General features: G+C 60.7%; 17 protein-coding genes. 6 read left to right on the top strand and 11 right to left on the bottom strand.

The genetic code is table 11. From position 1 onward, the window contains the following. Nucleotides 1-92 precede the first annotated feature (92 nt). Nucleotides 93-4,046: a trifunctional transcriptional regulator/proline dehydrogenase/L-glutamate gamma-semialdehyde dehydrogenase gene (gene putA, locus AAEO81_RS28325; protein WP_341960410.1), complete on the bottom strand. Its 3,954-nt coding sequence runs from the start codon at nt 4,044-4,046 to the stop codon at nt 93-95. Nucleotides 4,047-4,390: 344 nt separating this feature from the next. Here putA and putP point away from each other — a divergent pair, with 344 nt between their 5' ends. Continuing rightward, entirely contained in the window at nt 4,391-5,875 is a 1,485-nt protein-coding gene (gene putP, locus AAEO81_RS28320; protein WP_341960408.1) for a sodium/proline symporter PutP, read from the top strand. 108 nt (nt 5,876-5,983) lie between these two features. On the opposite strand, the gene AAEO81_RS28315 is transcribed toward putP, so the two are convergent. Further along, nucleotides 5,984-6,655: a polysaccharide lyase family 7 protein gene (locus tag AAEO81_RS28315; RefSeq protein WP_166596089.1), complete on the bottom strand. Its 672-nt coding sequence runs from the start codon at nt 6,653-6,655 to the stop codon at nt 5,984-5,986. Nucleotides 6,656-6,967: 312 nt separating this feature from the next. Here AAEO81_RS28315 and AAEO81_RS28310 point away from each other — a divergent pair, with 312 nt between their 5' ends. From AAEO81_RS28310 to AAEO81_RS28300, 3 genes are all read left to right on the top strand, one after another. Then, nucleotides 6,968-9,109, top strand: coding sequence for an EAL domain-containing protein (locus AAEO81_RS28310; RefSeq protein WP_341960405.1), 2,142 nt, complete (start codon nt 6,968-6,970; stop codon nt 9,107-9,109). A 61-nt stretch (nt 9,110-9,170) separates the two neighbouring features. Next, complete coding sequence (locus AAEO81_RS28305) at nt 9,171-9,659, top strand: M48 family metallopeptidase (protein WP_341964641.1); 489 nt, start codon at nt 9,171-9,173, stop codon at nt 9,657-9,659. 71 nt (nt 9,660-9,730) lie between these two features. Beyond that, nucleotides 9,731-10,027 (top strand): winged helix-turn-helix domain-containing protein, encoded by a 297-nt coding sequence (locus tag AAEO81_RS28300; protein ID WP_341964640.1) that lies wholly within the window; start codon nt 9,731-9,733, stop codon nt 10,025-10,027. Nucleotides 10,028-10,164: 137 nt separating this feature from the next. Here AAEO81_RS28300 and AAEO81_RS28295 read toward each other — a convergent pair whose 3' ends face one another. Continuing rightward, a complete protein-coding gene (locus tag AAEO81_RS28295; RefSeq protein ID WP_166596086.1) occupies nt 10,165-10,623 on the bottom strand; it encodes a GNAT family N-acetyltransferase in 459 nt (152 codons plus the stop codon). Between the two features lie 312 nt (nt 10,624-10,935). Here AAEO81_RS28295 and AAEO81_RS28290 point away from each other — a divergent pair, with 312 nt between their 5' ends. Next, entirely contained in the window at nt 10,936-11,673 is a 738-nt protein-coding gene (locus AAEO81_RS28290; RefSeq protein WP_341960403.1) for a transporter substrate-binding domain-containing protein, read from the top strand. Here the strand turns inward: AAEO81_RS28290 and yccS are convergent. The 4 genes from yccS to mdtD all read right to left on the bottom strand — a co-directional run bounded on the left by yccS (nt 11,654) and on the right by mdtD (nt 18,548). Continuing rightward, the gene (gene yccS, locus AAEO81_RS28285; RefSeq protein WP_341960401.1) at nt 11,654-13,864 is read right to left on the bottom strand and encodes a YccS family putative transporter; all 2,211 of its coding nucleotides are present in this window, start codon (nt 13,862-13,864) and stop codon (nt 11,654-11,656) included. The genes AAEO81_RS28290 and yccS overlap by 20 nt on opposite strands. Nucleotides 13,865-14,124: 260 nt before the next feature. Then, nucleotides 14,125-15,303, bottom strand: a complete 1,179-nt coding sequence (locus AAEO81_RS28280) for an NAD(P)/FAD-dependent oxidoreductase (protein WP_341960400.1) — start codon at nt 15,301-15,303, stop codon at nt 14,125-14,127. Between the two features lie 147 nt (nt 15,304-15,450). Continuing rightward, nucleotides 15,451-16,830 (bottom strand): ATP-dependent RNA helicase DbpA, encoded by a 1,380-nt coding sequence (dbpA, locus tag AAEO81_RS28275; protein ID WP_341960399.1) that lies wholly within the window; start codon nt 16,828-16,830, stop codon nt 15,451-15,453. 275 nt (nt 16,831-17,105) lie between these two features. Next, nucleotides 17,106-18,548 carry a multidrug transporter subunit MdtD gene (gene mdtD / locus AAEO81_RS28270; protein WP_341960398.1) on the bottom strand — a complete coding sequence of 481 codons (1,443 nt, stop codon included), beginning with the start codon at nt 18,546-18,548 and terminating at the stop codon, nt 17,106-17,108. A gap of 470 nt (nt 18,549-19,018) precedes the next feature. Here mdtD and AAEO81_RS28265 point away from each other — a divergent pair, with 470 nt between their 5' ends. Continuing rightward, nucleotides 19,019-19,990: an IS110 family transposase gene (locus tag AAEO81_RS28265; protein ID WP_341958838.1), complete on the top strand. Its 972-nt coding sequence runs from the start codon at nt 19,019-19,021 to the stop codon at nt 19,988-19,990. A 44-nt stretch (nt 19,991-20,034) separates the two neighbouring features. On the opposite strand, the gene AAEO81_RS28260 is transcribed toward AAEO81_RS28265, so the two are convergent. The 4 genes from AAEO81_RS28260 to betB all read right to left on the bottom strand — a co-directional run bounded on the left by AAEO81_RS28260 (nt 20,035) and on the right by betB (nt 26,425). Next, nucleotides 20,035-21,360 carry a metallopeptidase TldD-related protein gene (locus AAEO81_RS28260; RefSeq protein WP_341960397.1) on the bottom strand — a complete coding sequence of 442 codons (1,326 nt, stop codon included), beginning with the start codon at nt 21,358-21,360 and terminating at the stop codon, nt 20,035-20,037. Next, complete coding sequence (locus AAEO81_RS28255; protein WP_341960396.1) at nt 21,360-22,802, bottom strand: TldD/PmbA family protein; 1,443 nt, start codon at nt 22,800-22,802, stop codon at nt 21,360-21,362. The genes AAEO81_RS28260 and AAEO81_RS28255 overlap by 1 nt, the downstream gene beginning before the upstream one ends. 219 nt (nt 22,803-23,021) lie before the next feature. Beyond that, entirely contained in the window at nt 23,022-24,722 is a 1,701-nt protein-coding gene (betA, locus tag AAEO81_RS28250) for a choline dehydrogenase (protein ID WP_341960395.1), read from the bottom strand. Between the two features lie 230 nt (nt 24,723-24,952). Then, nucleotides 24,953-26,425: a betaine-aldehyde dehydrogenase gene (betB, locus tag AAEO81_RS28245; RefSeq protein WP_341960394.1), complete on the bottom strand. Its 1,473-nt coding sequence runs from the start codon at nt 26,423-26,425 to the stop codon at nt 24,953-24,955. Nucleotides 26,426-26,436 lie beyond the last annotated feature (11 nt).

Genomic DNA, 26,436 nt, shown 5'->3' with positions numbered 1-26,436 from the left:
TTCGCGATGAGAAGGTATACCCGACGAAGGTCATCGGATGTACAGACGTCACGCGACTGAATTCGCTCCTACAGGAGGGACGTAGCGCCGGCTTACCCGATCGTCATCAGACTCGCATTCCCCCCTGCCGCAGCGGTGTTCACGCTCAACGCACGTTCGATCACCAAGCGTTCCAGCGCAATGCCGGTTTCGCCTTTGGACAAGCCGTGAACACCGATGATGGCGCCAGCACGCTGAGCGACTTGCTCGCAGATGGCGCGCAGCTGGTCGGAGTCGCCGTGGTGCAGGACGGCTTCGATGGCGATGTCGTCCTTGCTCCAGTCACTCACCAGTTTGATGCGCGCCTGCACGTCTTTCGGCAGGCGCTTGTACAGCGGCTTGCTGATCTCGGTGTCCGGCACGATGGCGGTGCTGCCAACGGCCAGTACAGCGGCCAGTTGCGTCAGCAGGTCGGTTTCGTCTTCGGCCAGGCACAGCACGTGCTCACGGGGCAGGATGCTGTAGCTGTTGCGCTCGCCGGTCGGGCCTGCCAGCAGTCGTGAGATGCCGCTTTGCGATTGTTCGGCGAACTGATCACAGGTCGCTTCCAATTCCGCTTGTTGCTGGCTCGACGCCCAGGCTTTCAAAGCGGTCAGCGGTTTGAGCAGGTTGTCGCGCAGGCGCACGTCAGGCTTCGTCGCGGCGTCACCTTGAGCGAACGATTTCTGCACGGCGTCGGCAGGGCGAGTCGAGAGCAGGCGATACAGGTACAGCGGGCCGCCCGCTTTCGGACCGGTGCCCGACAGACCTTCGCCGCCGAACGGTTGAACCCCGACCACGGCACCCACGATGTTGCGGTTGACGTACATGTTGCCGGCGTTCACCGAGTCGATCACCTTGGCGATGGTTTCGTCGATGCGGGTATGAACACCCAGCGTCAGGCCGTAGCCCGAGGCGTTGATCTGGCCGATCAGTTGGTCCAGTTCCTTGCGCTTGTAGCGAACGACGTGCAGCACGGGACCGAAGATCTCGCGTTGCAGTTCGTCGAAGCTTTCCAGTTCGATCAGGGTTGGCATCACGTAGGTGCCGCGCTTGATTTCGTCGCTGTCGGCGATTGCCACCTGATACACGTTACGGCCTTTGTCACGCATGGCCTGGATGTGTTTCTCGATGCCTGCCTTGGCTTCGGCGTCGATCACCGGACCAATGTCTACGGACAGGCGCTCCGGGTTGCCCAGACGGCTTTCGGCCATGGCACCCTTGAGCATTTCGATGACGCGGTCGGCGGAGTCTTCCTGCAGGCACAAAACGCGCAATGCAGAGCAACGCTGGCCCGCACTGTCGAAGGCCGAGGACACCACGTCGATCACCACCTGTTCAGTCAGGGCTGAGGAATCGACGATCATCGCGTTCTGGCCGCCGGTTTCGGCGATCAGCGGGATCGGACGGCCCTGCGAGTCGAGACGACCGGCGATGTTGCGTTGCAGCAGGCGGGCGACTTCGGTGGAGCCGGTGAACATCACGCCTTTGACGCGATCGTCGCCGACCAGGCGGGCCCCGACGGTTTCGCCACGACCTGGCAGCAATTGCACCACGCCCTCAGGAATACCGGCTTCCAGCAGAATGCGCACGGCTTGAGCCGCGACCAGCGGGGTTTGCTCGGCCGGCTTGGCCAATACCGGGTTACCTGCGGCCAATGCTGCGGCGACCTGACCACTGAAAATCGCCAGCGGGAAGTTCCACGGGCTGATGCAGACCACCGGACCCAGTGGACGGTGGGCGTCGTTGGTGAAATCGTTGCGAGCCTGCACGGCGTAGTAACGCAGGAAGTCCACGGCTTCACGCACTTCGGCGATGGCGTTGGCGTAGGTCTTGCCTGCTTCGCGAGCCAGCAGGCCCATCAGGAGCTGGATGTCGGCTTCCATCAAATCAGCGGCCCGTTCCAGGATCGCGGCGCGTTCGGCCGGTGGCGTCGCTTGCCAGATCGGACCGGCGCTCAGGGCGCTCAGAAGGGCGTTATCGACGTCTTCCAGACTGGCTTCCTGAACATGGCCCACCACGTCACGCAAGTCGGATGGGTTCAGCACAGGGTTTGCAGCGCCTGCGCTGACCGGGCTGCCCAGCATCGGCAGGGCTTTCCAGTCGTTGTGTGCGGTGGCCAACAGTGCGGACGACAACGACGCCAGACGGTGTTCGTTGGCCATGTCGATGCCGGCCGAGTTGGCGCGCTCGCTGCCATACAAATCGCGAGGCAGCGGAATGCGTGGGTGCGGCAGACCAAAGCCGCCTTCCTGCGTGGCCATGCGCTCGATGCTGGAAACGGGGTCGGCCACCAATTCCTGAATCGAAATGGACTGGTCGGCGATGCGGTTGACGAAAGAAGTGTTGGCGCCGTTTTCCAACAGGCGACGAACCAGATAAGCCAGCAGCGTTTCGTGTGTGCCAACCGGAGCGTACACGCGGCACGGTCGATTCAGCTTGCCGTCAGCGACCTTGCCTACGACTTGTTCGTAAAGAGGTTCACCCATGCCATGGAGGCACTGGAATTCGTACTGGCCGGGATAATAGTTCTGACCGGCGATGTGATAAATCGCCGACAACGTGTGGGCGTTGTGCGTCGCGAATTGCGGGTAAATGACTTCCGGCACCGACAGCAATTTGCGGGCGCAGGCGATGTAGGACACGTCGGTGTACACCTTGCGGGTGTAGACCGGATAGCCTTCCAGGCCTTCGACCTGAGCACGCTTGATTTCGCTGTCCCAGTACGCGCCCTTCACCAGGCGGATCATCAAGCGATGGCGGCTGCGGCGGGCCAGATCGATCACGTAGTCGATCACGTATGGGCAGCGCTTTTGATAGGCCTGAATGACGAAGCCGATGCCGTTCCAGCCGGTCAGTTGCGGTTCGAAGCATAGGCGTTCGAGCAGGTCCAGTGACAGCTCAAGACGGTCCGCTTCTTCGGCGTCGATGTTCAGGCCGATGTCGTACTGCTTGGCCAGCAGCGTCAGGGACAGCAGGCGCGGGTACAGCTCTTCCATCACTCGCTCGTACTGCGCACGGCTATAACGCGGATGCAGGGCCGAAAGCTTGATCGAGATGCCCGGGCCTTCGTAAATGCCGCGACCGTGGGAGGCTTTGCCGATGGAGTGGATTGCTTGTTCGTACGACGCCAGGTATTTCTGCGCATCGTGTTCGGTCAGCGCCGCTTCTCCGAGCATGTCGTAGGAATAGCGGAAGCCTTTGGATTCGAAACGGCTGGCGTTGGCCAGCGCCTCGGCAATGGTTTCACCCGTGACGAACTGCTCGCCCATCAGGCGCATGGCCATGTCGACGCCCTTGCGGATCATCGGTTCGCCGGACTTGCCGATGATGCGGCTCAGCGAAGAGGTCAGGCCTGCTTCGTTGTGAGTGCTGACCAGTTTGCCGGTCAGCAGCAGCCCCCAGGTGGCTGCGTTGACGAATAGCGATGGGCTGTTACCCAGATGCGGCTGCCAGTTGCCGGTGCTGATCTTGTCGCGGATCAGTGCATCGCGGGTGCCTTTGTCCGGAATGCGCAGCAGCGCTTCGGCCAGGCACATCAGCGCCACGCCTTCTTGGGACGACAGCGAGAACTCTTGCAGCAGGCCCTGCACGATGCCCGCGCGGCCCCCGGCGCTCTTTTGATTGCGCAGTTTTTCGGCAATCGACGCGGCCAGCTTGTGGGTGGCGTCTGCCATGGCTACTGGCAGGCGGGCCTGTTCCAGCAGCATTGGCACGACTTCAGGCTCAGGGCGACGATAAGCCGACGTGATCGCGGCGCGCAGCACTGACTGAGGCAGGATGCTTTCAGCGAATTCAAGGAACGCCTGATGGCCGTTATCCACGGGCAAATCGCCGTGATCATCGGCGTCTTTGCTGACCAGCCCATTGAGCTCGTTGAGGGTGGCGCCAGCTTCGAGCTTCTCCAGGTAATTGAAAATCGCCTGTTTGATAAGCCAGTGGGGAGTCCGGTCAATGGACTGCGCAGCTGCTTTCAATCGCTCGCGGGTCGGGTCGTCGAGTTTGACACCGAGGGTGGTGGTCGCCATGTCTTGTCCTCATCAGAGCCACATTGGGCGTGGCTGTCACTGCGGGCAAGATTAGCCTGTGGTCGGGGCTGGGTGCAACCGGGTGCAACCCGTTTTTTCAAGATATTTCCAAAGGTATCGTCAATGCACGATGCCCCTCAAAAAAGGGTTTAAGCACCGTCATTTGGTGTGATTTCGGCTATCAATGGTTCAAAAAAGCGCATAAAAACCAACGGGATACATTTTGACTCAGAAAAAGAGCGGCTCAGTGTTCCGAAAGGTTGCACCTTTTCCGTTCTGTTCCCTAGGATGCCCGCCTTTGGTGCAACCCGTTGTGCCTCCTTTCACCAAGGCATGGACAGACGATGAACATTAGCAACCCTACGTTGATCACTTTTGTGATCTACATCGCTGCCATGGTCCTGATCGGACTCATGGCTTATCGCTCCACCAATAACCTTTCGGATTACATACTCGGCGGTCGAAGCCTGGGCAGCGTCGTGACGGCACTGTCAGCGGGGGCCTCGGACATGAGTGGCTGGCTGCTGATGGGGCTTCCAGGCGCGATTTACATGTCCGGCCTGTCGGAAAGCTGGATCGCCATCGGCCTGATCGTCGGCGCCTACCTGAACTGGCTGTTTGTGGCCGGTCGCCTGCGGGTGCAGACCGAGCATAACGGCGACGCACTCACACTCCCGGATTACTTCTCCAGCCGCTTCGAAGACACCAGCGGCGTGCTGCGGATCATTTCGGCGATCGTAATCCTGGTGTTCTTCACGATCTACTGCGCCTCGGGCATCGTGGCCGGCGCGCGTCTGTTCGAAAGCACGTTCGGCATGCCTTATGAAACCGCGCTGTGGGCCGGAGCCGCCGCGACTATCGCGTACACATTCATCGGCGGTTTCCTCGCCGTGAGCTGGACCGACACCGTGCAGGCCACGTTGATGATCTTTGCGCTCATCCTGACGCCCATCATCGTCCTGCTGGCCACGGGTGGCGTCGATACCACGTTTCTGGCCATTGAAGCCAAAGACCCGGCTCACTTCGACATGCTCAAGAACACCACCTTCATCGGCATCATTTCTTTGATGGGCTGGGGCCTGGGGTATTTCGGGCAGCCGCATATCCTGGCGCGTTTCATGGCGGCCGATTCGGTGAAGTCGATCGCCAAGGCCCGTCGCATCTCCATGGCGTGGATGATCCTGTGCCTGGGCGGCACCGTGGCCGTCGGCTTCTTCGGTATCGCCTATTTCTCCGCGCATCCTGAAGTCGCCGGGCCTGTGACGGAAAACCCCGAGCGCGTGTTCATAGAACTGGCAAAGCTGTTGTTCAACCCGTGGGTGGCCGGCGTGCTGCTGTCGGCCATCCTCGCAGCGGTCATGAGTACGTTGAGTTGTCAGTTGCTGGTGTGTTCCAGCGCGTTGACGGAAGACTTCTACAAGGCATTCCTGCGCAAACGTGCCTCGCAACTTGAACTGGTCTGGGTTGGACGTGCAATGGTGCTGCTGGTGGCCCTGATCGCCATCGCCATGGCCGCGAACCCTGAGAACCGAGTCCTGGGTCTGGTGAGCTACGCGTGGGCAGGTTTCGGCGCGGCATTCGGGCCCGTGGTGCTGATTTCCGTTCTATGGAAAGGCATGACCCGCAACGGTGCGCTGGCAGGAATTCTGGTGGGGGCCGTCACGGTCGTCGTCTGGAAGCACTTCGAGTTGCTGGGCCTGTACGAAATCATTCCGGGGTTCATCTTCGCCAGCCTCGCCATTGTGCTCTTCAGTGCGCTGGGCAAAGGACCGACGGCGGGCATGTTGCAGCGTTTCGAAGCGGCGGAGAAAGAGTACAAGGCTGCGTAAGGTCGCTCTAGCAGCCGGCTTGCTGGCGAAGACGGTGGGTCCGATGCATTGCGATGCCTGTCGGAACGCTTTCGCCAGCAGGCTCGCCGCTACAGTCGCATGGCAAGCTCAACCTTTGTTGTGATCCACATCCAGGTTGAAGAACATCACCTTGCCGCCTTCGCTGGTGTAACCGGTGTTGTCCTGGGTATAAACCCCCGCCTTGAAGTACAGCTGCTGTTTGCTCCACGTAGCGCTGATGCGATCGTTCCAGTACATGTTGTTGGCCCTCACACTGAGCAAACCGGCTTTGTTCAGATGAATCTGATACTTGAAGGTTTCGTTGAGTGGTACGCCTTCGGCGACCGTGAAGATGCGCGCTTTCTTGTCGGTGGGATGAAACCTGACCTTGGCAACGATGATGCCGTCCTTGGTCGCGTCCTGATATTGGTACTCGACTTTGAGTAACGGCTGGGTGCTCTCATATACATGGATCTGACCAATCACGACGCGGCCGGATGAAGGCACCTGAATGACCTTGAGCTTGGCCGTGAGGAAATTGTCGGCGTCAGGATAGAACCAGTTATGCAGGGTGCCGTTCGACCAGGTCTCCCGCAATTCTGTGCGAGGGTACTTGGCGTTGGCGGTCTTGGTGCCGGTGACCGGCGCCCAGAACGTGACATTGGAAGCACTGGAGGTGAAGTACTTGCCGTCGTAGCCTTGAAGCAGTTGGCGGGTTTCAATGGTGGCGGGGGGCGAGCCCACAGGAATGCTCAGATTCCAGGTTCCCAAATCAATCATTTAGTTCGTCCGAGGTGTCTCATTGCCAGTCAAACATCTGGCGCAAGGCGGAAAGGGGCGCTTCTTATACGTTCCAAGTCCCTGCCTGTTAACGTGAAACCGTCGAACGGGTAGCGTCAATGTGCCGCTAAATTCCACGCAGGCCAGCGCAGGACTGCACCTCAGGGCTGATACCGTTAGTCGGTTCGATTACACTTTTGAGATGGCATAACGGTGGCCCAGCTTCACTTTTCCCCATTCGGGTCTAGAGTAAGGGCCATTCGGATCATGGGCGGAGCCCTCTCACCGGGCAGTGAAGTAATGAGTAGCAGCATGGAATGCGTGCAACCCCTGTCACCTAATGGCAAATCGGTTCTGTTGGTAGTCGATGACTACCCGGAAAATCTCGTCACGATGAGAGCGGTCCTGCAGCGACAGGACTGGGAAATCGTCACCGCCAGCTCCGGCATGGAAGCGCTGGGCCTGCTTCTGGATGTGGACGTCGACATCGTCCTGCTGGATGTGCAGATGCCTGAGATGGACGGCTTCGAAGTCGCGCGACTGATGCGCGGCAGCCAACGAACGCGCCTGACCCCCATCATTTTCCTGACCGCCAACGAGCAGTCCCGAGATGCCGTGCATAAAGGCTATGCCAGCGGTGCGGTGGATTATCTTTTCAAACCCTTTGACCCGAACATCCTCAAACCCAAGGTTCAGGCGCTACTGGAGCAGCAGCACAACCGTCGTGCCCTGCAGAAACTCAGCCGGGAGCTGGAGTCGGCGAGGGCGTTCAATGCGTCGGTGCTGGCGAACGTTGCCGAAGGCATTCTGGTGGTCAACGAAGACGGCATCATCAGTTTCGCCAACCCGGCGATCTGTCGGCTGCTGGGCATGACCGATGGCGAGCTGCGAGGCACCGAGCTGTGCTGTTATCTCGAAGAGCCGTGTGTCGCTGAGTGGACAGAGTCCGGGTTTTATCACCACTACCGACGCGCTGATACCTATCGCATTCATGACGCCATCATGCGCACCCCTGAAGGGCGGCAAGTGCCGGTGGCGCTGTCTTGCGCGCCATTGCCTGAAGAGCAGAAAGCGATGGTGTTGAGCGTGCTCGACATGTCGGTGGTGCGAGACCTTTATAGCCAACTTGAACACCAGGCCGTCACGGATTCGTTGACCGGGTTGCTCAACCGCCGAGGCTTTTACCAAACGGTCGAAGGCATGCTGCTGCGCAATGAGAATGCCGGGAAATACCTGGTGGTCCTCTATCTAGATCTCGACGGCTTCAAGCACGTCAACGATTCGCTGGGGCATGACGCGGGCGATCAGGTGTTGATCTGGGTCGCCGAGCAATTGAAGGAATGCTTGCGGCCGTATGACGTGCTGGCGCGGATGGGTGGCGACGAATTCGTCGTTGTGGTCGATGGGCTGGACTTCCCCGAACACGCCGCCAAAGTCGCCGAAAAGCTCATCGAACGGGTATCGGTGCGACGTCAGGTGGACGGAATCGAAGCCACGTTGGGCGCGAGCATCGGCATTGCGATTTACCCGGATTGCGGCACCAATCTCGATGGGCTGCTGCGTGCCGCCGACATCGCGATGTACGAAGCCAAGCGCGCGGGTCGCCATCAATACCGTTTCTATGACCAGTACATGAATGGCCGTGCGCGTTCTCGATTGATGCTCGAAGAAAGCGTGCGCACCGCCATTGAGGGCAAAGATTTCTCTATCGTCTATCAGCCGCAGATCAACGTTTTGACGGGGCGTACCCGAGGTTTTGAAGCCTTGCTGCGCTGGAACCACCCGGATGCGGGCGACGTGCCGTCCAGCCTGTTCATCCCGTTGCTGGAAGAAACGCGGCTGATCAACAAACTGGGCAGTTGGATCTACGAGCAAGGCGCCGCGCAGCGCCAGCGTTGGGAGGGGGTGTTCCCGGATGACCTGGTGATCAGCGTGAGCGTGAGTCCGGCGCAGTTCAGCATGCCCAATCTCGCTGCCGAGCTGCAGCGGGCGATCCAGATTCACGGGCTGAAACCGCGACAGTTGGAGGTGGAAATCACCGAGCCGTCGCTGGTCCACAACCTTGTTCACAGTCGTAAACAGCTGCAAAGCCTGCACGACATTGGCGTTCGGGTGTCGCTGGATGATTTCGGCGCAGGCGACAGTTCACTGGCGCACCTGCGAAACCTGGATCTGGACACGCTCAAGATCGACCGGCATTTCATCAGCGGCATGATGAACTCCCCGCGCGATCTGGCCGTAGCGCGCAGCATCATCGATCTGTGCCGATTGCTGGATATCGAAGTGATCGCTGAAGGGGTCGAGAATCTGGAGCAATATCACTGGCTCGTCGACAGTGGCTGCGAAATCATCCAGGGGTTCCTGCTGGCGCATCCGATGACGCCGGACGAAGCCTTGAGTTTCGTCGCGCCGATTACGTTGCCGAGTCGTGAGTCGCTGCTGGGCAAAGGCTGACGCGGTAGACTGATGCCTTTTCGACCCACACGATCAGACCATGACCGCCACCGCGCCAACGATGCTCAAGTACCTGCTGGCCTACCCGGCGTCTTTGCAGGATCAGGTCCGCCACCTGATTGCCCAGGACAAACTCGGCGATTATCTGAAGCAGCGCTACCCCGGACGCCATGACGTGCAGAGCGACAAAGCGCTTTACGCCTACGCGCTCGCCCTCAAGCAGGAACACCTTCGCAACGCGCCGACCATCGACAAAGTGCTGTTCGATAACCGCCTGGACCTCACCCATCGCGCCCTTGGCCTGCACACCACGGTTTCACGCGTGCAAGGCGGCAAGCTCAAGGCCAAGAAAGAAATTCGCGTGGCCTCGCTGTTCAAAGAGGCGGCGCCTGAGTTCCTCAAGATGATCGTCGTGCATGAACTGGCGCACTTCAAAGAGAGCGACCACAACAAGGCCTTCTACAACCTGTGCGAGCACATGCAGCCGGGGTATCACCAGCTGGAATTCGACCTGCGCGTGTACCTGACGTGGCGGGACATGCAGGGCTGAGGGCGTGATGGTTGGTCGTTATCGGAATTGGTGAGAGCATGGGCGCACCTCTCATCGACAAGGACCTGACGATGGACGTCAGCAAAACCAAAAGCAGCTTTTACCGCCGCTTGTATGTGGCGTATTTGATCGGCAGTGGCATCGCCAGCAGCGTCCCGGCCCTCACCGACGTCACCGGCATGCCGCGCCGAACGGCGCAAGACACTATCGCTGCGTTGGCGGATCTGGACATCGTGTGTGAGTTCGAACAGGAAGAGGGCGCGCGCAATCACGCGGGGTCGTACCGGATTCGCGAGTGGGGCGCGATCGACAAGCGCTGGATTGCGGAGCATCTAATGCAGATCAAATCGGTGCTGGGTTATCCCTGAGTGGGGCGACTGACGCTGAACACCTGTGGGAGCGAATTCATTCGCGAAAGTAGACCAGGCGACAGAGATGTATCAGCTGTACTGGCCAATCGCGAATAAATTCGCTCCCACAGTTCGACCGCGGAGTGCCAGAAGGCTCAATCCAGATCCCGACGCATCCCGATGTGTGGAATGCCGTCCTCCACGTACACCTCACCCACCGGGTTGAACCCGTAACGGCTGTAGTAGCCCTGCAAATGCGCCTGCGCCGACAGATAGATCGGTTGATCGGGCCAGTTGCGTTCGGCGTGTTCCAGCGCTTGCACCATGAGTTCGTGGCCCATGCCTTTGTTGCGCATCGATGGGGCAGTCACCACGCGTCCGATGGTCACGTCGCCGTCCTGCTGGATCGGGTCGAGCAGGCGCAGATAAGCCACCAGTTCATCGTCTTGCCAGGCCATCAAATGGCGCGTATCGCCCAGCAAGTCCTGGCCATCGACATCCTGATAAAAGCATTTCTGTTCGACAACGAACACCTGCGCGCGCAGCTGCAAAATGGCGTACAACTGTTCCTTGCTCAGGGCGGTATGGTGTTTGCAAATCCAGTTGATAGACATGAAGCCGGCTCGCGAAAAGAAGTCGATCCCGGATACTAAACGCATATTGCTGTAAGCCCAACGTCAACGCGTGGTGACAGTTGTGACAAGAGTCAGGGCATCGCGCGATTTCTTGAACTGCGGCACAAACATTGGCCACTTATGTGTTGTGGAAAAACAGCAACCGGTCTTCAATGAAGGCCACTTGCTACCTCCGAACGTCACCTCCATTGGGGTCGCTAAACGACCTTTTGCTCGCACCAGGGATGTCACAGTGTCGCTTGATTGCCGCTGAAAAATCGCAGGCCATCCACCTGCCTAAGGATCTTGAGCATGCCGCGTTTGCTTCGAGCCATGGCTTTGCTGGGAATGCTGTTGATTGCGCAAGGCGCGTCGGCGCAGAAACTGCGTATCGCCGGTGACGCCTGGGCCCCTTATTCGGATCTGACGCTGATCAATGGCGGGCTGTCCACTGACCTGATTCGCACGGCGCTTGACCGCGCCGGTTACACCACTGAATACGATCAGGTGCCGTGGGCCAGGGCGGTTCATGGGGTCAGTGAAGGGCGTTATGACATCCTGATCAACGCGTGGTACAGCAGAGATCGCACAGAGATGGGCGAGTTTTCCGGCGAGTACCTGGTTAACCGTTTGCGGTTTCTCAAGCGCAAAACGTCGGACATCCAGTACAAAAGCCTGCCTCAGTTACACCCCTATTCCATTGCCATCGTCCGCAGCTATGCCTACTCCCCCGAGTTCGATAACGATCCCGATCTGAAAAAAATACCGGTCGCGAGCTTTTCGACGGCGGTCCGGATGTTGGCGGCGGGGAGGGTGGAGCTGACCGTCGAGGACGAATACGCGGCGCGTTTCGCCCTTAGTCACGAGCCGGAAGACGTGCGAGGCAGCGTCGACTTTTTGCCCCAGTCATTGAGCGAAAACAGCCTGCACATTCTGGTCAGCCTGAAGAACCCCGATCACGCGAAAATCGTCGCCGATTTCGACAATGCCATCGCCGCCATGAAAGCCGATGGCACCTACGACAAGTTGTTCAAGCTGCACGGTCTGTAACGGTTGTCTCGTCCTTGGACGGCTCTTTGATCAAGTGAGCCGCCAAGGTGCGCAGCGGCCCCAGCTGACGGCAGATCAGCGCCAGTTGTGTTTGCACCAGACGCTGCCCTTCATCGATCTCTTCCGGCATCTGCTCAAGGTCCGCCGCCAGGGCTTCCTCGGCATCGCTTTGTACCGCCACGGGGTGACGGGTGGCCAGGCTCTGGGCGATCTCATCGATGCTCGACGCCAGATTGGCGCCCGCACCTTCGATCAACTGCTCGCGCACTTCGTTGGGGAGCTGGGTCTCGCGGTGGGCGCCGAGACCTGACAAATAGCTCAGCAATGTGTGCGAGAGCACCAGGAAGCGGAAGCCCACGTCGGCCTCTTTGCGGAAATGGCCGGGCTCCATCAGCATGTTCGCCAGCGTGGTGGACAGCGCGGCGTCGGCGTTGTGGGCGTTGCGTCGGGCCAAGCGATAAGCAAGGTCGTCGCTCTTGCCCTGGGCGTACTGCTGCATGATTTGGCGCAGGTAAATGCTGTTGCAGGACAGCGTGTTGGCCAGCACTTTGTTCAGGCGTCGGCCCTGCCAGTCCGGCAGGAACAGAAACACCGCCAAGCCCGCGATCAGGCTGCCGAGCAGCGTGTCCATCAGGCGCGGCAGGAACAGCCCGTAGCCGTTGCCGACCTGATTGAAGCAGAACAGGATCATCACCGTGATCGCCGCCGTCGACAGCGTGTAGCGCGTGGTGCGGTTGACGAAGAACACGACCCCTGCGAGCACTGCGCACATCGATTGCAGCACCGGCGTGGTGATCAGGTCGAACAGAATCCAGCCCGCTGTCAGGCCGATGGCCGTGCCGATGATCCGCTGCCCCAGTTTGCGCCGGGTGGCGCCGTAACTCGGCTGGCAGACGAATACCGTGGTCAGGATGATCCAGTAGCCTTGCGACGGGTGAATCAGGTGAACCATCAGGTAGCCGATCACCAGCGCCATCGGCAGGCGCAGGGCGTGGCGGAACAGCAGCGAGGTTGGCGTCAGTTGCAGGCGCAGACGGGTCCAGACGTCTTTCAAGTTGCGAGGCGAGCGGTCCAGCAGGCTGCTGTCCGAGGCATCCGCCAGCGCATCGGGATTACTCGCGTCGCGGAGCAGGCGGTCCAGCGTGCCAAGGTTGTTCGCCAGCGCACGGAGGGAACGCAGCAGGCCCCGCCACGCCGGGTTGCTCTGGATGCGCAGGTGTTCGAGGGAGGCGCGCAGGTCGTCCAGCGCATGGGCGAAGCTGTCGTCGTAAATGAACGGCTGGCGCAACTGGATCGATACCGACAGGTCGCGGCAGGCGTTGCCCTGTTGGCGCAACAAGCGTTGGCAGCGGAACAGCACGTCGCTGTGGAAAAACGCCTCGGCCAGTGAGTTGTAGGGGTAGTGCGACGAACTGGCACGCTCATGGATGTCTTGCGCGAGAAAGTACAGTTTCAGGTAGCGACTGACCTTTGAACCGGGACGGCCGCTGCCGACGCGGTTGAGGATGATTTCCTTGGTGACGTTCAGTGCGGCGACGACCTTGCCGTTCTGCTTGGCCAGCTCCAGACGCTTGGCTTCGACGTCCAGCGTGCGAATCGGCTCGAACAGATCGGACTTCAGTTTCAGGTACAGGCCCAGTTCGCGGAACAGTCGCGCCAATGCCTGCTGCACCGGCTGGTTGGAAAACAGCATCTGCCACAGCACTGACAGCAGTCCGTACCAGGCGGCACCGGCCACCAGCAGCATCGGTTCATGCCAGAAATCGAGGACCTCGCCGCCGCGCTGGTCCACGCCGATCATGGTGTAGACCGAGAGAATCAGCGTCGCGTAGGCGATCGCGCCGTATCGCTCGCCCAAGGCGCCGAGCATCGTCAGGCAGAACGCCGCCAGAGCGAAGGCGCAGATGAACAGGACGGGGTAGGGGAACAGCAGTTCGACGGAGAGCGCCGCGATGCTGAAGCACACCAGCGTCACGGCCAGCGCATTGAGGCGGCCTTGCCAGCTGTCGTCGGTTTCGGAGAGCGCGCTGGCGATAATCCCCAGGAACAGCGGGATGACCAGCGACATTTCGTTTTGATACCAGCACAGCGCCATGCTGCCGGTCAGCGCGATGAACACCCGCACGCTGTAGGAAAACTTGTCCAGCGCCCACAGGCGGCGGAAGGTATTGCGCAACGATTTCGATGCCATGAACGCGGACGGCCTTTTTCGCGACTGATTCTGCTGATGGATATGTACAGCGCCTGATGCGCGCTGTACATCTGATTAGCAAAATTTATTCCGTGAGCCTTGCGGCAATCTGTCGCCGGTCGCCGATTTCCTGTGGGAGCTTCCGGAGGTTACGACGGTGGCGAAGGGGCCGGCACAGCCAACACCGCTTTGTCGTCTGACACACCGCTTTCGCTGCCGTCGTAACCTCCGGCGTCTCCCACAGGGTTTCTCGCAATGCCTTAGATGTACTGCGCTGCCGCATACGCCGACGCCCAAGCCCACTGGAAGTTGAAGCCGCCAAGGTGCCCGCTCACATCCAACACTTCGCCGATGAAATACAGCCCCGGTGACTTCAGCGACTCCATCGTCTTCGAGGACACTTCCCGCGTGTCGATGCCGCCCAGCGTCACCTCTGCCGTGCGATAACCCTCTGTGCCCGCCGGAACCACTTTCCAGCTCGCCAGCTTTTCGGCGATGTCGGCCAGTTCGGCGTGGGTGTATTGCTTCATCGGCTTGGAGACGAACCATTGATCGGCGATCAGGTTGGCCATCTTCTTGGTGAAGAGTTCGCCCAGCAGGGTCTTGAGTTCGCTGTTTGGGCGCTCGGCCTGTTGCTCGGTCAGCCAGTTGTGGGCGTCGTGGTCGGGCAGCAGGTTGATTTCGACCGTGTCACCGGGGTGCCAGAACGAGGAAATCTGCAGAATCGCCGGCCCGCTCAGCCCGCGATGGGTGAACAGGATGTTTTCGCGAAAGCTGGTGTCGTTGCAGCTGACCAGGCAATCGACCGAGGTGCCCGACAGCTCGGTGCACAGCTCTTTCAACTGATCGGTGATGGTGAACGGCACAAGGCCGGCGCGGGTCGGCAGCAGGGTGTGACCGAACTGCTTGCCCACCTGATAACCAAAACCGGTAGCGCCCAGCGTCGGGATCGACAGGCCGCCCGTGGCGATCACCAGCGATGAGCAGCTGATGTTGCCCAAAGTGGTTTGCAGCAGATAGCCGGATTCGGTTTTCTCGATGGTTTGCACCGAAGTGTCCATGTGCAGGCTGACGCCTGCGTCATCGCACTCGCTGAGCAGCAGGCCGAGGATGTCGCTGGATTTGTTGTCGCAGAACAGCTGGCCGAGCTTCTTTTCGTGGTACGGCACGCCGTGCTTGCCCACCAATGCGATGAAATCCCACTGGGTGTAGCGCGCCAGCGCCGATTTGCAGAAGTGCGGGTTTTGCGAGAGGAAGTTGGCGGGCTCGGTGTACATATTGGTGAAGTTGCAACGCCCGCCGCCTGACATGAGGATTTTCTTGCCCGGCTTGTTGGCGTGATCGATCAGCATCACCTGGCGGCCACGATTGGCGGCGATGGCGGCGCACATCAAACCTGCGGCGCCAGCGCCGATGATCACAACGTCAGTAACGGGCAAAGCGGTGTCCTCGGATGTTCTGTGGTGTGTCAGATGGTTTTGCGGTGTCTGTGAATACGCCATCGCGAGCAAGCTCACTCCTACAGGTCTGCGCGATCCTGTAGGAGTGAGCTTGCTCGCGATGAGGGCGCTGCGGTGTTACCGAAATCAGAGAATCCGGACCCGCAACGATTTGCCCTTGATCTTGCCGTTGTTCAGACGATCCAGCGCCTGTTTGGCGATGCCACGTTCCACGGCGACGTAGGCCTGGAAATCGAAGATCGCAATCTTGCCCACCTGAGTGCCGGGAATGCCCGCTTCGCCGGTCAGCGCACCGAGGATGTCGCCCGGACGTAGTTTGTCCTTGCGGCCCGAACCGATGCACAGGGTGGTCATCGGTGGCAGCAGCTTGCCGCCTTCCTTGCGGGTCAACTGGTCGTACTGCTGCCAGTTCAGCGGCGCCTTTTGCAGCTCTTCGACGGCGCGGGCGCGCTGGCTCTCGCCCGGCGCAACGAGGCTGACGGCGATGCCGGTCTCGCCCGCACGACCGGTACGGCCAACGCGGTGAATGTGGATTTCCGAATCACGGGCCAGCTCGACGTTGATCACCATGTCCAGCGCATCGATGTCCAGGCCGCGTGCGGCAACGTCGGTGGCGACCAGCACTGAGGTGCTGCGGTTGGCGAACATCGCCAGCACTTGATCGCGATCGCGCTGTTCCAGATCGCCATGCAGACCGACGGCCGACATGCCTTTGGCGGTCAGGTGATCGACCACTTCTTGCACCTGCTGCTTGGTGAAGCAGAACGCCACGCAGGATTGTGGACGGAAATGATCGAGGACTTTCACCACCGCTTCGAGGCGTTGCTCGGGGGAGATTTCGTAGAAAATCTGCTCGATCTGGCTGTCGGCGTGCAGCGCTTCGACCTTCACGGTCTGTGGGTCACGCATGAACTTGGAGGCCAGCTGTTTGATGCCGACCGGGTACGTGGCCGAGAACAGCAGGGTCTGACGACGCTCCGGGGTCTGCTCGATGATGTCGGCGATGGCGTCGTAGAAACCCATGTCGAGCATGCGGTCGGCTTCGTCCAGGACCAGCGTGTTCAGGCCATCGAGGATCAGCGAGCCTTTGCGCAGGTGCTGCTGAATACGGCCCGGCGTGCCGACGATGATGTGGGCGCCGTGTTCCAGCGAGGCGATTTGCGGGCCGAAGGACACGCCGCCGCACAGGGTCAGGACTTTGATGTTGTCTTCGGAGCGCGCCAGACGGCGGATTTCCTTGGCGACCTGGTCCGCCAGCTCACGGGTCGGGCAAAGCACGAGTGCCTGGCAGCCGAAGTAGCGCGGGTTGATCGGGTTAAGCAGCCCGACGCCGAACGCGGCGGTCTTGCCAGAGCCGGTCTTGGCTTGAGCGATCAGGTCCATGCCCTTGAGCATCACCGGCAGGCTCTGCGCCTGAATCGGCGTCATCTCGGCATAACCAAGGGACTCCAGGTTAGCCAGCATGGCGGCGGAAAGGGGCAGCGAGTTGAAAGCGGTGTTGGTCACGGGACGGGCCTGCAAAACAAAATGTCGCGCAGTGTATCAGGTCGCAGCCCATGGCTTGGGGGTGGGGGCGATAAATGGTGGGGGGGGGTTCGACGGGGTCGGATGCACCGGTGATCTCCGCTGTAGGAATGCCGACCCCCTGTAGGAGCGAATTCATTCGCGAGGGGCCGGTACATTCGATACACATCTGTCGGATGTAACCCCGTCTCGCGAATGAATTCGCTCCTACAGAGAGGGATCAGCGCCCGACCGGAAGGGGCGTGTGGCCCCGGCGGTCACGCCTCGATTTCAGGCTCCGTCTGCGGCTTGCGCGGTGGATTCTCCGGCGGCATGCGTGGCGACAGCTGCAGGAAGATCGACGCTGCAAGCATCGCCAACACCCCCACGCACAGGAACGTCAGCTGGAACGCGCCCAACACACTGCTGACTTCGCCCGTCGACACATCATCGGTAAAGCCCCCCAACAACGCCGCCGCACACGCAACGCCCAGGCTCAACGACAACTGCGCCACCACCGACAACAGGCTATTGCCGCTCGCCGCGCTGGCGTCATCCAGGTCAATGAGCGTCACGGCATTCATCGCCGAGAACTGCAACGAGTTGACCCCGCCCAGGAAGGCCAGGTGAATCAGCAGCAGCCAATACGGCGTGTCGGCGTCCACCAACGCCATGCTCGCCAGCAGCGCGCCAAGCAGAAGGGTGTTGCCGGTCAGCACGATGCGATAGCCCAGACGCTCGATGGCGCGGGTGGCCAACGGCTTGGCGAACATCGCGGCCAAGGCCAGCGGAATCATGCTCATCCCGGCGTGGGACGGCGAATACCCCAGCGCCACTTGCAGCATCAGCGGCACCAGAAACGGCAGTGCCCCGCTCCCCAGACGGGCGAACAGGTTGCCCATGATCCCGACCGCGAAACTGCGGGTGCGGAACAGCGCTGCAGAAAACAGCGGGGATTCCACATGGCCTGCCCGCAGCCAATACGCCGCCAGACAGGCCATGCCGCCAAACAGCAGCATCACCACACGCAGGTGCGGCAGGTGCAGTTCGCCCAGGCCTTCCAACGCGATGGTGATCAGCACCATCGAGGCGCCGAACAGCGAGAACCCCACCAGATCGAAACGCGTGCGTCCGCCGCCCACGAGATCAGGGATGAACTTGCGCACCGCGAAGCAGCCCAGAATCCCCACGGGAATGTTGATCAGGAAGATCCAGTGCCAGCTCAGGTATTCCACCAGCCAGCCGCCGACCGTAGGCCCCATCAGCGGACCGAGCAAGGCAGGCATGGTGATGAAACTGAGGATGCGCACCAGCTCCGTCCGCGGATAGGCCCGCAGTACGATCAGCCTGCCGACCGGCATCATTAACGCGCCGCCCAAGCCTTGAATCACCCGGGCCGCGACCAGCATGCCAAGGGTGTTGGCCGCTGCGCACAGCAATGAGCCGAAGCTGAACAACAGAATCGCGCTGAAGAAAATCCGCTTGATCCCGAAGCGGTCCGAAATCCAGCCCGACGCCGGAATCAACAGGGCGATGGTCAGCATGTAGGCGATGATCACCGACTGCATGCGCAACGGGTCTTCGGACAGCGAACGGGCCATGGACGGCAGCGCGGTGTTGAGGATCGTGCCGTCCAGGCTTTGCATGAAAAAGGCGATGGCAATGACCCAAGGCATCCAGCGCAGAGTTCTGGCGTCCAGTTGCGGCGTGGTGGTCGGCATGTGGATCGTGGGTCCTTTTTGATTTTTGTGGGTTGGCGCTTTGGTGTTGCTGATTGCTGGTTATCTCGGTCTGCTTCTGGCCGAAGGCCGTAGGAGCTGCCGGGGTGGCGCTCCACCTTGCCTGCGATCTGCTGCGAAGCGGCAGTAAACCCGGCGAACGCGGTGGGTCAGAAAGGGCCAAGGCGTATGATTCTACTGCCGCTTCGCGCCAGATCGCAGGCAAGCCAGCTCCTTGTATCTCGACTCTGGCGTTTCATCGCGCCATAGTTCTCGACTGATCATCGAGGGAGAGCCGGGAAGCTGTTCAGCTCCTAAGGCCTCAGAGCTTACAAAGTAGATAGAGCTCCGGTTCTCCAACCTCACTCGAAAAGTCCGAACGGTATCCAGTGCGCGCCTTCGGCGTGAGCACGCATGTACAAGGCAGGACCGGGTGACGCGATGATCGTGTGCAATCGACTCTGGAGAGCGCCATGTCTGCTTTTGTTGGCATCGATATCGCCAAAAACTCATTTGATATCGCCACCCCGCTGGATAACGGGAAGTTCAGGACCAAAGCCAGGCTGGCCAATAATCCCAAGGGTTATCAGGTGCTGCTCGACTGGCTTACCACCCACTCCGAGCCCCATGCCTGGGTCGTGATGGAAGCCACCAGCGTCTACCACCAGGGCGTTGCTGATTGCCTTCACGCTCACGGATACCGGGTGTGCATCGTCAACCCTGCGATCCTCCACCAGTACGGCAAGGATGAGCTGCGCCGGGTCAAAACCGACAAGGCCGATGCAAAGCTGATCGCCCGCTATGCGCAAGACAAGCACACCAGACTGCGCGAGTGGGTGCCGGAGCCCGCGCCACGTCGGCGCTTGCGCGCGTTGGTGCGTCGACTGGAAGATTTGCAGGAAATTCAGCAGATGGAAAGCAATCGTCTGGATGTCGCCGAAGACAAGGTCAAAGCGTCGATCGAGTCGGTGATCAGCCACGTCAAGCAACAGATCGACGAGACCAGGAAAGCGATCAAAGACAATATTGACGACGATCCTGACCTGCGCCAGAAGCGCGATCTGATCGTGACCATCGACGGGCTGGGGGATACGACCGCAGCGCTGATCCTGGCCGAACTCGGCGACCCATTGGATTACAAGGGCCCCAAATCTATCGTTGCCTTTGCGGGCCTGGACCCACGTTGTGCTAGCTCGGGAGAGTCGGTAGGCCCGACCCATATATCCAAAACCGGCTCGAAAAGGCTGCGCGCCGGGCTTTACATGCCAGGCATGGCTGGCCTAAAGCACAACGCGGTGTTGCGAGAGCTAAAGACCCGGATGCGCGCCAATGGGAAAGCCCCAAAAGAGATCATCTGTGCAGCAATGCGAAAGCTGCTGCATCTGGTCTATGGCGTGCTGAAATCGGGCAAGCCGTTCGACGCAGAAATTGCGCTTGCCCGGTGATGGGCAAGACGGTATCTACAGGGTTTCGCGTAAGCCGCGAGTTGTCACAAAGTCAACGTCAGCTTGCTGATCAACGCCCCCGGCAGCAGATTCGACGCCGTCTGACGTTGACTGTAGGTGCTCGCCGAGAGGATGAGTTCCCTTTCCTTCGTCAATTGCTCCAACGCTCCACCCAGCAAACTGAAAATGCTGTCGTCGAAACGCATGGTGCTGACTGGGGCCTTGATTTGGCCGTCCTCGACCCAGAACGTCGCGAAGCGGGTCATCCCGGTGATGCGCCCGGCGGTGCGGTCGGAGAAGTTCAGGTACCACAGGTTGCTGATGTACAGCCCCGTGCCCAGTTCCTTCAGCACTTCGTCCAGCGCCAGCGAGCCGCCGTTCATGCTCAACGCGCCAGGCGCTTCCCCCCATCCGGCTCCGTTAGCGGTGAGGCCGTATTCGGCGGCGCTGCGCGAGTCAATCAGCCGGTCTTTCGCGACGCCCTCGACCACCAACGACAGGTCCGAGCGCGGATAGCCTTCGCCCGAAAACGCCGGAGACAGGGAGCCGGTCACCTGTTCGTCCAGGCTCACCAAGGGATTCAGCGTCGCGTGACCGTCGTACAGACGTTGCAACGGACTGGTTTTGTCCGCCAGCGATTGCGCCGAAAAACCGCCCCAGCACAGCATGCTCATCACTTCTTCCAGCGCTGCGGGTGCGAGGTAGGCCCTGTATTGGCCCGGCGCGAGAGGGTGCGAGGGATGCTCTAAATACGTCAATTGTTCGCGGGCCAGCGCGAAACGTTTCGCGAACGCTTCGTCGCTCCAGGCATGGCCGGCGTAGTTGGCTTTCACCGCCTGGCCGTTCTCGTGGAACAGGCTCCAGTCGAAGTTGAAACTGTTCGCCTGATGCCAGCCGAACCCCCCATTGGAGCTGGCGAAACCGCGATAGATCGGCCCGGCTGCGTAAATGCCCACCAGGTCCAGCCCCTCGCCCAGCTGCGTGATTTGCTCGACCACGTGGGCACTGTCGGGCAGCGGCGAGTCCTGAACGTTGCTGCTTTGCCAGGCATTCTCGTTGAGCAGCAGATAGGGATCGACCGGCAACAGTGCCAGCGTCTCGCGCAGTTGATGAAGTGCCTCGCCCAAACGCTGACGATCCAAAGCTTCATCGCCGGACAGCGTCAGGTTCAGGTCCGCGTGGCGACCGTCTTCGATCAGCTTGAAATACACGTTGGCCTGCTGCACATGCCCGGCCTGACGGACCTTGGCATGGTTGAACCGAATGAAGTCCGACGCCTCGGCGTTGTAGCTGAGAGTGAAACGTTCCTGCGGCGTGACCGCGCCGTTCAGCCATTCGACCAGCGCCTTGAATTGGGTTTGATGAGACATCAGGCGTCACCTCCGAACACATCGACGTTGGCGAACACGCAGGCAGGCGAAGCATGGCCCACGCGCACCACTTGGTTGGGTTCGCCTTTGCCGCAGTTGGGCGTGCCCAAGACTTGAAACGTGCTGGCGTCGCCGACGGCGCTGAGGTTGCGCCAGAACTGCGCGGAAATGGCCCGATAGTTCGGGTTTTTGACCACGCCCTTGAGTTCGCCGTTTTCGATCAACTGGCCCCACTCGCAGCCGAACTGGAATTTGTTGCGCGCATCGTCAATTGACCACGAACGGTTGGTACTCATCAGAATGCCGTGTTCGATGCCGCCGATCAGCGCCTGCATCGACTGGTCGCCCGGCTCGATGTTGAGGTTGGCCATGCGGTCGATGGGCGCGCGGTTCCAGCTGCACGCGCGGCTGTTGGCGACGCCCTCCATGCCGCTGCGGTATTGCGACAGCGCACCGCCCAGAGGCCGTTCGAGCACGCCGTTCCTGATCAGGAATTGCTTGCTCGCGGGTGTGCCGTCGTCGTCGAAACCGTAGCTCGCCAGTTGCTGCGGGATCTCCGGGTCGAACGTCACGTTGAGCAGGTCCGAGCCGTATTGCAGGGTGCCGAAGTCGCTGGTTTTGACGAAGCTGGTGCCGGCGTAATTGCGCTCGTCGCCGAGGATGCGGTCCAGCTCCAGCGGGTGGCCGATGGATTCGTGGATCTGCAGGATCATCTGGTCCGGGGTCAGCAGCAGGTCGCGTGGGCCGGTCGGGGTGTTGGGCGCCATGATCAGTTGCAGCGCCTGATCCGCGACATTGGCCGCTGCGCCGATGATGCCGCAGGACGTGATGACCTCCGCGCCACCTTGCTGGCCGAAGTTATCGCGGCCAAGGCTGCGGGTCTGGCTGTCTTGGCCATCGTAGGCAGTGACGCTCAGGCCGGGGAAGACGAAGCGCTGGGCCTGACGAATCTCGGCGCCAGCGCTGTTGAGGTAAATCTGTTCGACGTTTTCCAGGCCGAGGCTGACCTGCCAGTTCACCAGGCGCTCGTCCTTGGGCACGGCGGCGGATTCCTGACCGAGCAACGCGTAGCAATCGCTCAATGAAGGGAAGGCACGGGTGAGGTTGGGCGACAGGTAATCGGCGCGATGGGTGGCGACGGCGTGTTCGCGCAGATCGAGCAGCGAATGAGTGGCCAGCTGTCGCGCCTGAACTTCGGCCCTTTCGAGTGCGGCTTGCAGGCCCCGTTGCGAGATGTCGTTGGTCGCAGCGTAGGCTTCGACGCCGTTGACGCGCACGGTCAGCATCACGCCTTCGTCGGTGCTCAATTGCGGCGGCTCGGGGACGTTCTTGCGCACTGAGAGGTGCTGACTGGTCTGTTTGACGTAGCGCAGCGAGAAGAACTGGGCGCTGCTCTGCAGGGCGGCAAACCGCTGCTTGAGTTGAGCGGAGAAGTCGAACATGCAGGATGTCTCCTTGGCGATTCGGAGGGCAATGGGCCGAATCATAGCGCGGAAGGGCTCTGCGGCGGGGGAGAGAACTAAAGTTCATGCCCACGCGTAACTGTAGGAGTGAGCTTGCTCGCGATCACCGATTGCCAGGCACCATTGTGGTGACTGAAAAAACGCGATCGCGAGCAAGCTCACTCCTACAGGTTTTGCGTCTAGGCACGATTATAAGCGTCAAGCTGTCGAGCCAACCTCGCGCATCGGCTTGCCACGCGCCGGTGCATCACCCGCCACGAAATACTTGGCGGTGCTGCGCGGCAGTGGTGTACGGCCGCGAATCTTGTCGGCGATTTTCTCGGCGATCATGATCGTCGGCGCGTTGAGGTTGCCGGTGGTGATGATCGGCATGATCGACGCATCGACCACCCGCAGACCCTGCATGCCATGCACGCGACCTTCAGCATCGACTACCGCCATTTCGTCGGTGCCCATCTTGCACGAACACGACGGGTGGAACGCGGTCTCGGCGTGTTCGCGCACGAACTGGTCCAGCTGCTCGTCGGTCTGCACCTCAATGCCAGGGCTGATCTCGCGACCCCGGTATGGGTCCAGCGCAGGCTGTTGCATGATCTCGCGGGTCAGGCGGATGCCGTCGCGGAATTCCTGCCAGTCCTGCTCGGTGGCCATGTAGTTGAAGAGGATGCTCGGGTACTCGCGCGGGTTCTTCGATTTCAACTGCACGCGGCCACGGCTCGGCGAGCGCATCGAACCGACGTGGGCCTGGAAGCCATGCTCTTTCACGCCATTGCTGCCGTTGTAATTAATCGCTACCGGCAGGAAGTGGTACTGAATGTTCGGCCACTCGAACTCCTCGCGGGAACGAATGAAACCACCGGCTTCGAATTGGTTGCTGGCGCCGATGCCTTTGCCGAGGAACATCCATTCGGCGCCGATGGCCGGCTGATTCCACCAGAGCAGGGAAGGGTAGAGCGAGACCGGTTCCTTGCAGGCGTATTGCAGGTACATCTCCAAGTGGTCTTGCAGATTTTCACCGACGCCGGGCAGGTCGTGGACCACCGGGATGTCGAGCTTTTTCAACAGCTCTGCAGGGCCGACGCCGGAGCGTTGCAGCAGTTGAGGCGAGGCAATCGCGCCGCTGCTGACGATGACTTCCTTGCGTGCGCGGGCTTCGATGCGGGTGTCGCTGTCGCCCACCAGATACGCCACGCCGACGGCGCGTTTGTTGTCGAACAGGATGCGGTCGGTCAGCGCATGGGTGACGATGGTCAACGTCGAGCGCTGCTTGGCTTCGTCCAGATAACCACGCGCGGTGCTGGCGCGACGGCCATTCGGCGTGACGGTGCGGTCCATCGGACCGAAGCCTTCCTGCTGATAACCGTTGAGGTCGTCGGTGCGCGGATAGCCCGCTTGCACACCGGCCTCGACCATCGCGTGGAACAGCGGGTTGTTGCCCGCTTTCGGCGTGGTGACGCTGACCGGGCCTTCGCCGCCGTGGTAATCGTTAGGGCCGATGTCGCGGGTTTCGGCCTTGCGGAAATAGGGCAGGCAGTCGAGATAGGTCCAGTTTTCCAAGCCCGGCAGTTTCGCCCAACCGTCGTAGTCCATCGCGTTGCCGCGGATGTAGCACATGCCGTTGATCAGCGACGAGCCACCCAGGCCCTTGCCACGACCGCACTCCATACGGCGGTTGTCCATGTGCGGCTCAGGGTCGGTTTCGTACGCCCAGTTGTAGCGCCGGCCTTGCAGCGGGAAGGCGAGGGCGGCAGGCATTTGCGTGCGGAAGTCGGCGCGGTAATCCGGGCCTCCGGCTTCAAGCAAAAGGACCGTGACGCCCGCGTCTTCGGTGAGACGGGCGGCCAGGGTGTTACCGGCCGAGCCTGCGCCGATGATGATGTAGTCGAATTCCTGGGACATTGAAGAACTCCCTCTGGAGAAAATGGCCAATGAGAGAGGGGAGGGGGAGCGGTGTGGCTGCTCTACCCCTAGCACCCCATGCTAGTGCGCTAGCCGAAGCGAGATCTGGACCTGTAGGAGTGAGCTTGCTCGCGATAGCGGCGGGTCAGCCGGCAAAGATGCAAATTGTGCCAACGTCATCGCGAGCAAGCTCACTCCTACAGAGATCGGGTCATGGCGTAAGGCCGGGTTCAGAACACCGAAACGTAATCGCCTAGCTCGACCTGTACCGATTTGATTCGCGTGTACTGCGCCAACGAGCTGATCCCGTTTTCGCGCCCGACCCCCGATTGCTTGTAACCACCAACCGGCATCTTCGCGTCGGACTCGCCCCAGGCGTTGATCCAGCAAATGCCTGCTTCGAGCTGATGAATCACACGGTGCGCACGGGTGATGTCGCGGGTGACGATACCGGCGGCCAGGCCGAACTCGGTGTCGTTGGCGCGGCGGATCACTTCTTCTTCGGTCTCGTAGCTGAGGATGCTCATGACCGGGCCAAAGATTTCTTCTTTGACGATGGTCATGTCGTCGCTGCAATCGGTGAACACGGTGGGTGCCACGAAGGCGCCTTGGGCGAATTCACCCTGGGTCAGACGGTCGCCGCCGATCAGCAGGCGCGCACCTTCTTCCTTGCCCTTGGCGATGTAGCCCAGCACGCTTTCCATGTGGGCGAAGCTGACCAGTGGGCCGAAGTTGGTGGTGTCGATTTGCGGGTTGCCGACGCGGATGCGCTTCACGCGCTCGACGATCTTCGCTTCGAACGCAGCCTTCAACGCGCTCGGCACGAACACGCGGGTGCCGTTGGTGCAGACCTGACCCGAGCTGTAAAAGTTGGCCATCATCGCGATGTCGGCTGCGCGGTCCAGATCGGCGTCGTCGAAGATGATCAGCGGCGACTTGCCGCCCAGTTCCATGGTCACTTCCTTGAGCGACGAACTCGACGCGCTGGCCATGACTTTCTTGCCAGTGTCGGTGCCCCCAGTGAACGAGACTTTCTCGATGCGCGGGTGTTCGGTCAGCCAGGTGCCGACTTCACGGCCGCTGCCGGTCAGTACGTTGAACACGCCATTCGGCACGCCTGCCTGGGTGTAGATTTCGGCAAGTTTCAGGGTGGTCAGTGAGGTGACTTCGCTCGGCTTGAAGATCATCGCGTTACCGGCGGCCAGGGCCGGTGCGGATTTCCACAGGGCGATCTGGATCGGGTAGTTCCAAGCGCCGATGCCGACGGTGACGCCCAGCGGCTCACGGCGGGTGTAGACGAACGCGGTGTCGCGCAGCGGGATCTGTTCGCCTTCGATGGCAGGGACCAGACCTGCGTAATACTCCAGCACGTCGGCGCCGGTGACGATGTCGACGTATTTGGTTTCGGAGATCGCTTTACCGGTGTCGAGGGTTTCCAGCTCGGCCAGTTCGTCGTTGCGTTCGCGCAGGATATCGACGGCGCGACGCAGGATGCGTGAACGCTCCATCGCGGTCATCGCGGCCCAGATTTTCTGGCCCTTTTCAGCGCTGGTCACGGCACGTTCGACGTCTGCCTGAGTGGCCCGCTGGACCTTGGCGAGCACTTCGCCGGTGGCCGGGTTGATGGCTTCGAAAGTCGCATCGCCGCTGGCGTCGACGTAACCACCGTCAATGTAGAGTTTTTGCAATTCGAAACGGGCCATAAAGTCCTCGC

The organism is Pseudomonas sp. RC10, assembly GCF_038397775.1.
In the GTDB taxonomy this organism is placed as follows: Bacteria; Pseudomonadota; Gammaproteobacteria; order Pseudomonadales; family Pseudomonadaceae; genus Aquipseudomonas; species Aquipseudomonas bambusae.
This window is presented reverse-complemented; position numbering and strand designations above follow the sequence as displayed.

Excerpts from the sequence above, each read along its gene's own strand:
- AAEO81_RS28255 (WP_341960396.1), bottom strand. The coding sequence starts at position 22,802 with ATGTTCGACTTCTCCGCTCAACTCAAGCAGCGGTTTGCCGCCCTGCAG.
- AAEO81_RS28295 (WP_166596086.1), bottom strand. The coding sequence starts at position 10,623 with ATGTCTATCAACTGGATTTGCAAACACCATACCGCCCTGAGCAAGGAA.
- AAEO81_RS28290 (WP_341960403.1), top strand. The coding sequence starts at position 10,936 with ATGCCGCGTTTGCTTCGAGCCATGGCTTTGCTGGGAATGCTGTTGATT.
- betA (WP_341960395.1), bottom strand. The coding sequence starts at position 24,722 with ATGTCCCAGGAATTCGACTACATCATCATCGGCGCAGGCTCGGCCGGT.
- putP (WP_341960408.1), top strand. The coding sequence starts at position 4,391 with ATGAACATTAGCAACCCTACGTTGATCACTTTTGTGATCTACATCGCT.
- AAEO81_RS28310 (WP_341960405.1), top strand. The coding sequence starts at position 6,968 with ATGGAATGCGTGCAACCCCTGTCACCTAATGGCAAATCGGTTCTGTTG.
- AAEO81_RS28305 (WP_341964641.1), top strand. The coding sequence starts at position 9,171 with ATGCTCAAGTACCTGCTGGCCTACCCGGCGTCTTTGCAGGATCAGGTC.
- AAEO81_RS28265 (WP_341958838.1), top strand. The coding sequence starts at position 19,019 with ATGTCTGCTTTTGTTGGCATCGATATCGCCAAAAACTCATTTGATATC.
- mdtD (WP_341960398.1), bottom strand. The coding sequence starts at position 18,548 with ATGCCGACCACCACGCCGCAACTGGACGCCAGAACTCTGCGCTGGATG.
- AAEO81_RS28300 (WP_341964640.1), top strand. The coding sequence starts at position 9,731 with ATGGACGTCAGCAAAACCAAAAGCAGCTTTTACCGCCGCTTGTATGTG.
- AAEO81_RS28260 (WP_341960397.1), bottom strand. The coding sequence starts at position 21,360 with ATGTCTCATCAAACCCAATTCAAGGCGCTGGTCGAATGGCTGAACGGC.
- yccS (WP_341960401.1), bottom strand. The coding sequence starts at position 13,864 with ATGGCATCGAAATCGTTGCGCAATACCTTCCGCCGCCTGTGGGCGCTG.
- betB (WP_341960394.1), bottom strand. The coding sequence starts at position 26,425 with ATGGCCCGTTTCGAATTGCAAAAACTCTACATTGACGGTGGTTACGTC.
- putA (WP_341960410.1), bottom strand. The coding sequence starts at position 4,046 with ATGGCGACCACCACCCTCGGTGTCAAACTCGACGACCCGACCCGCGAG.
- AAEO81_RS28315 (WP_166596089.1), bottom strand. The coding sequence starts at position 6,655 with ATGATTGATTTGGGAACCTGGAATCTGAGCATTCCTGTGGGCTCGCCC.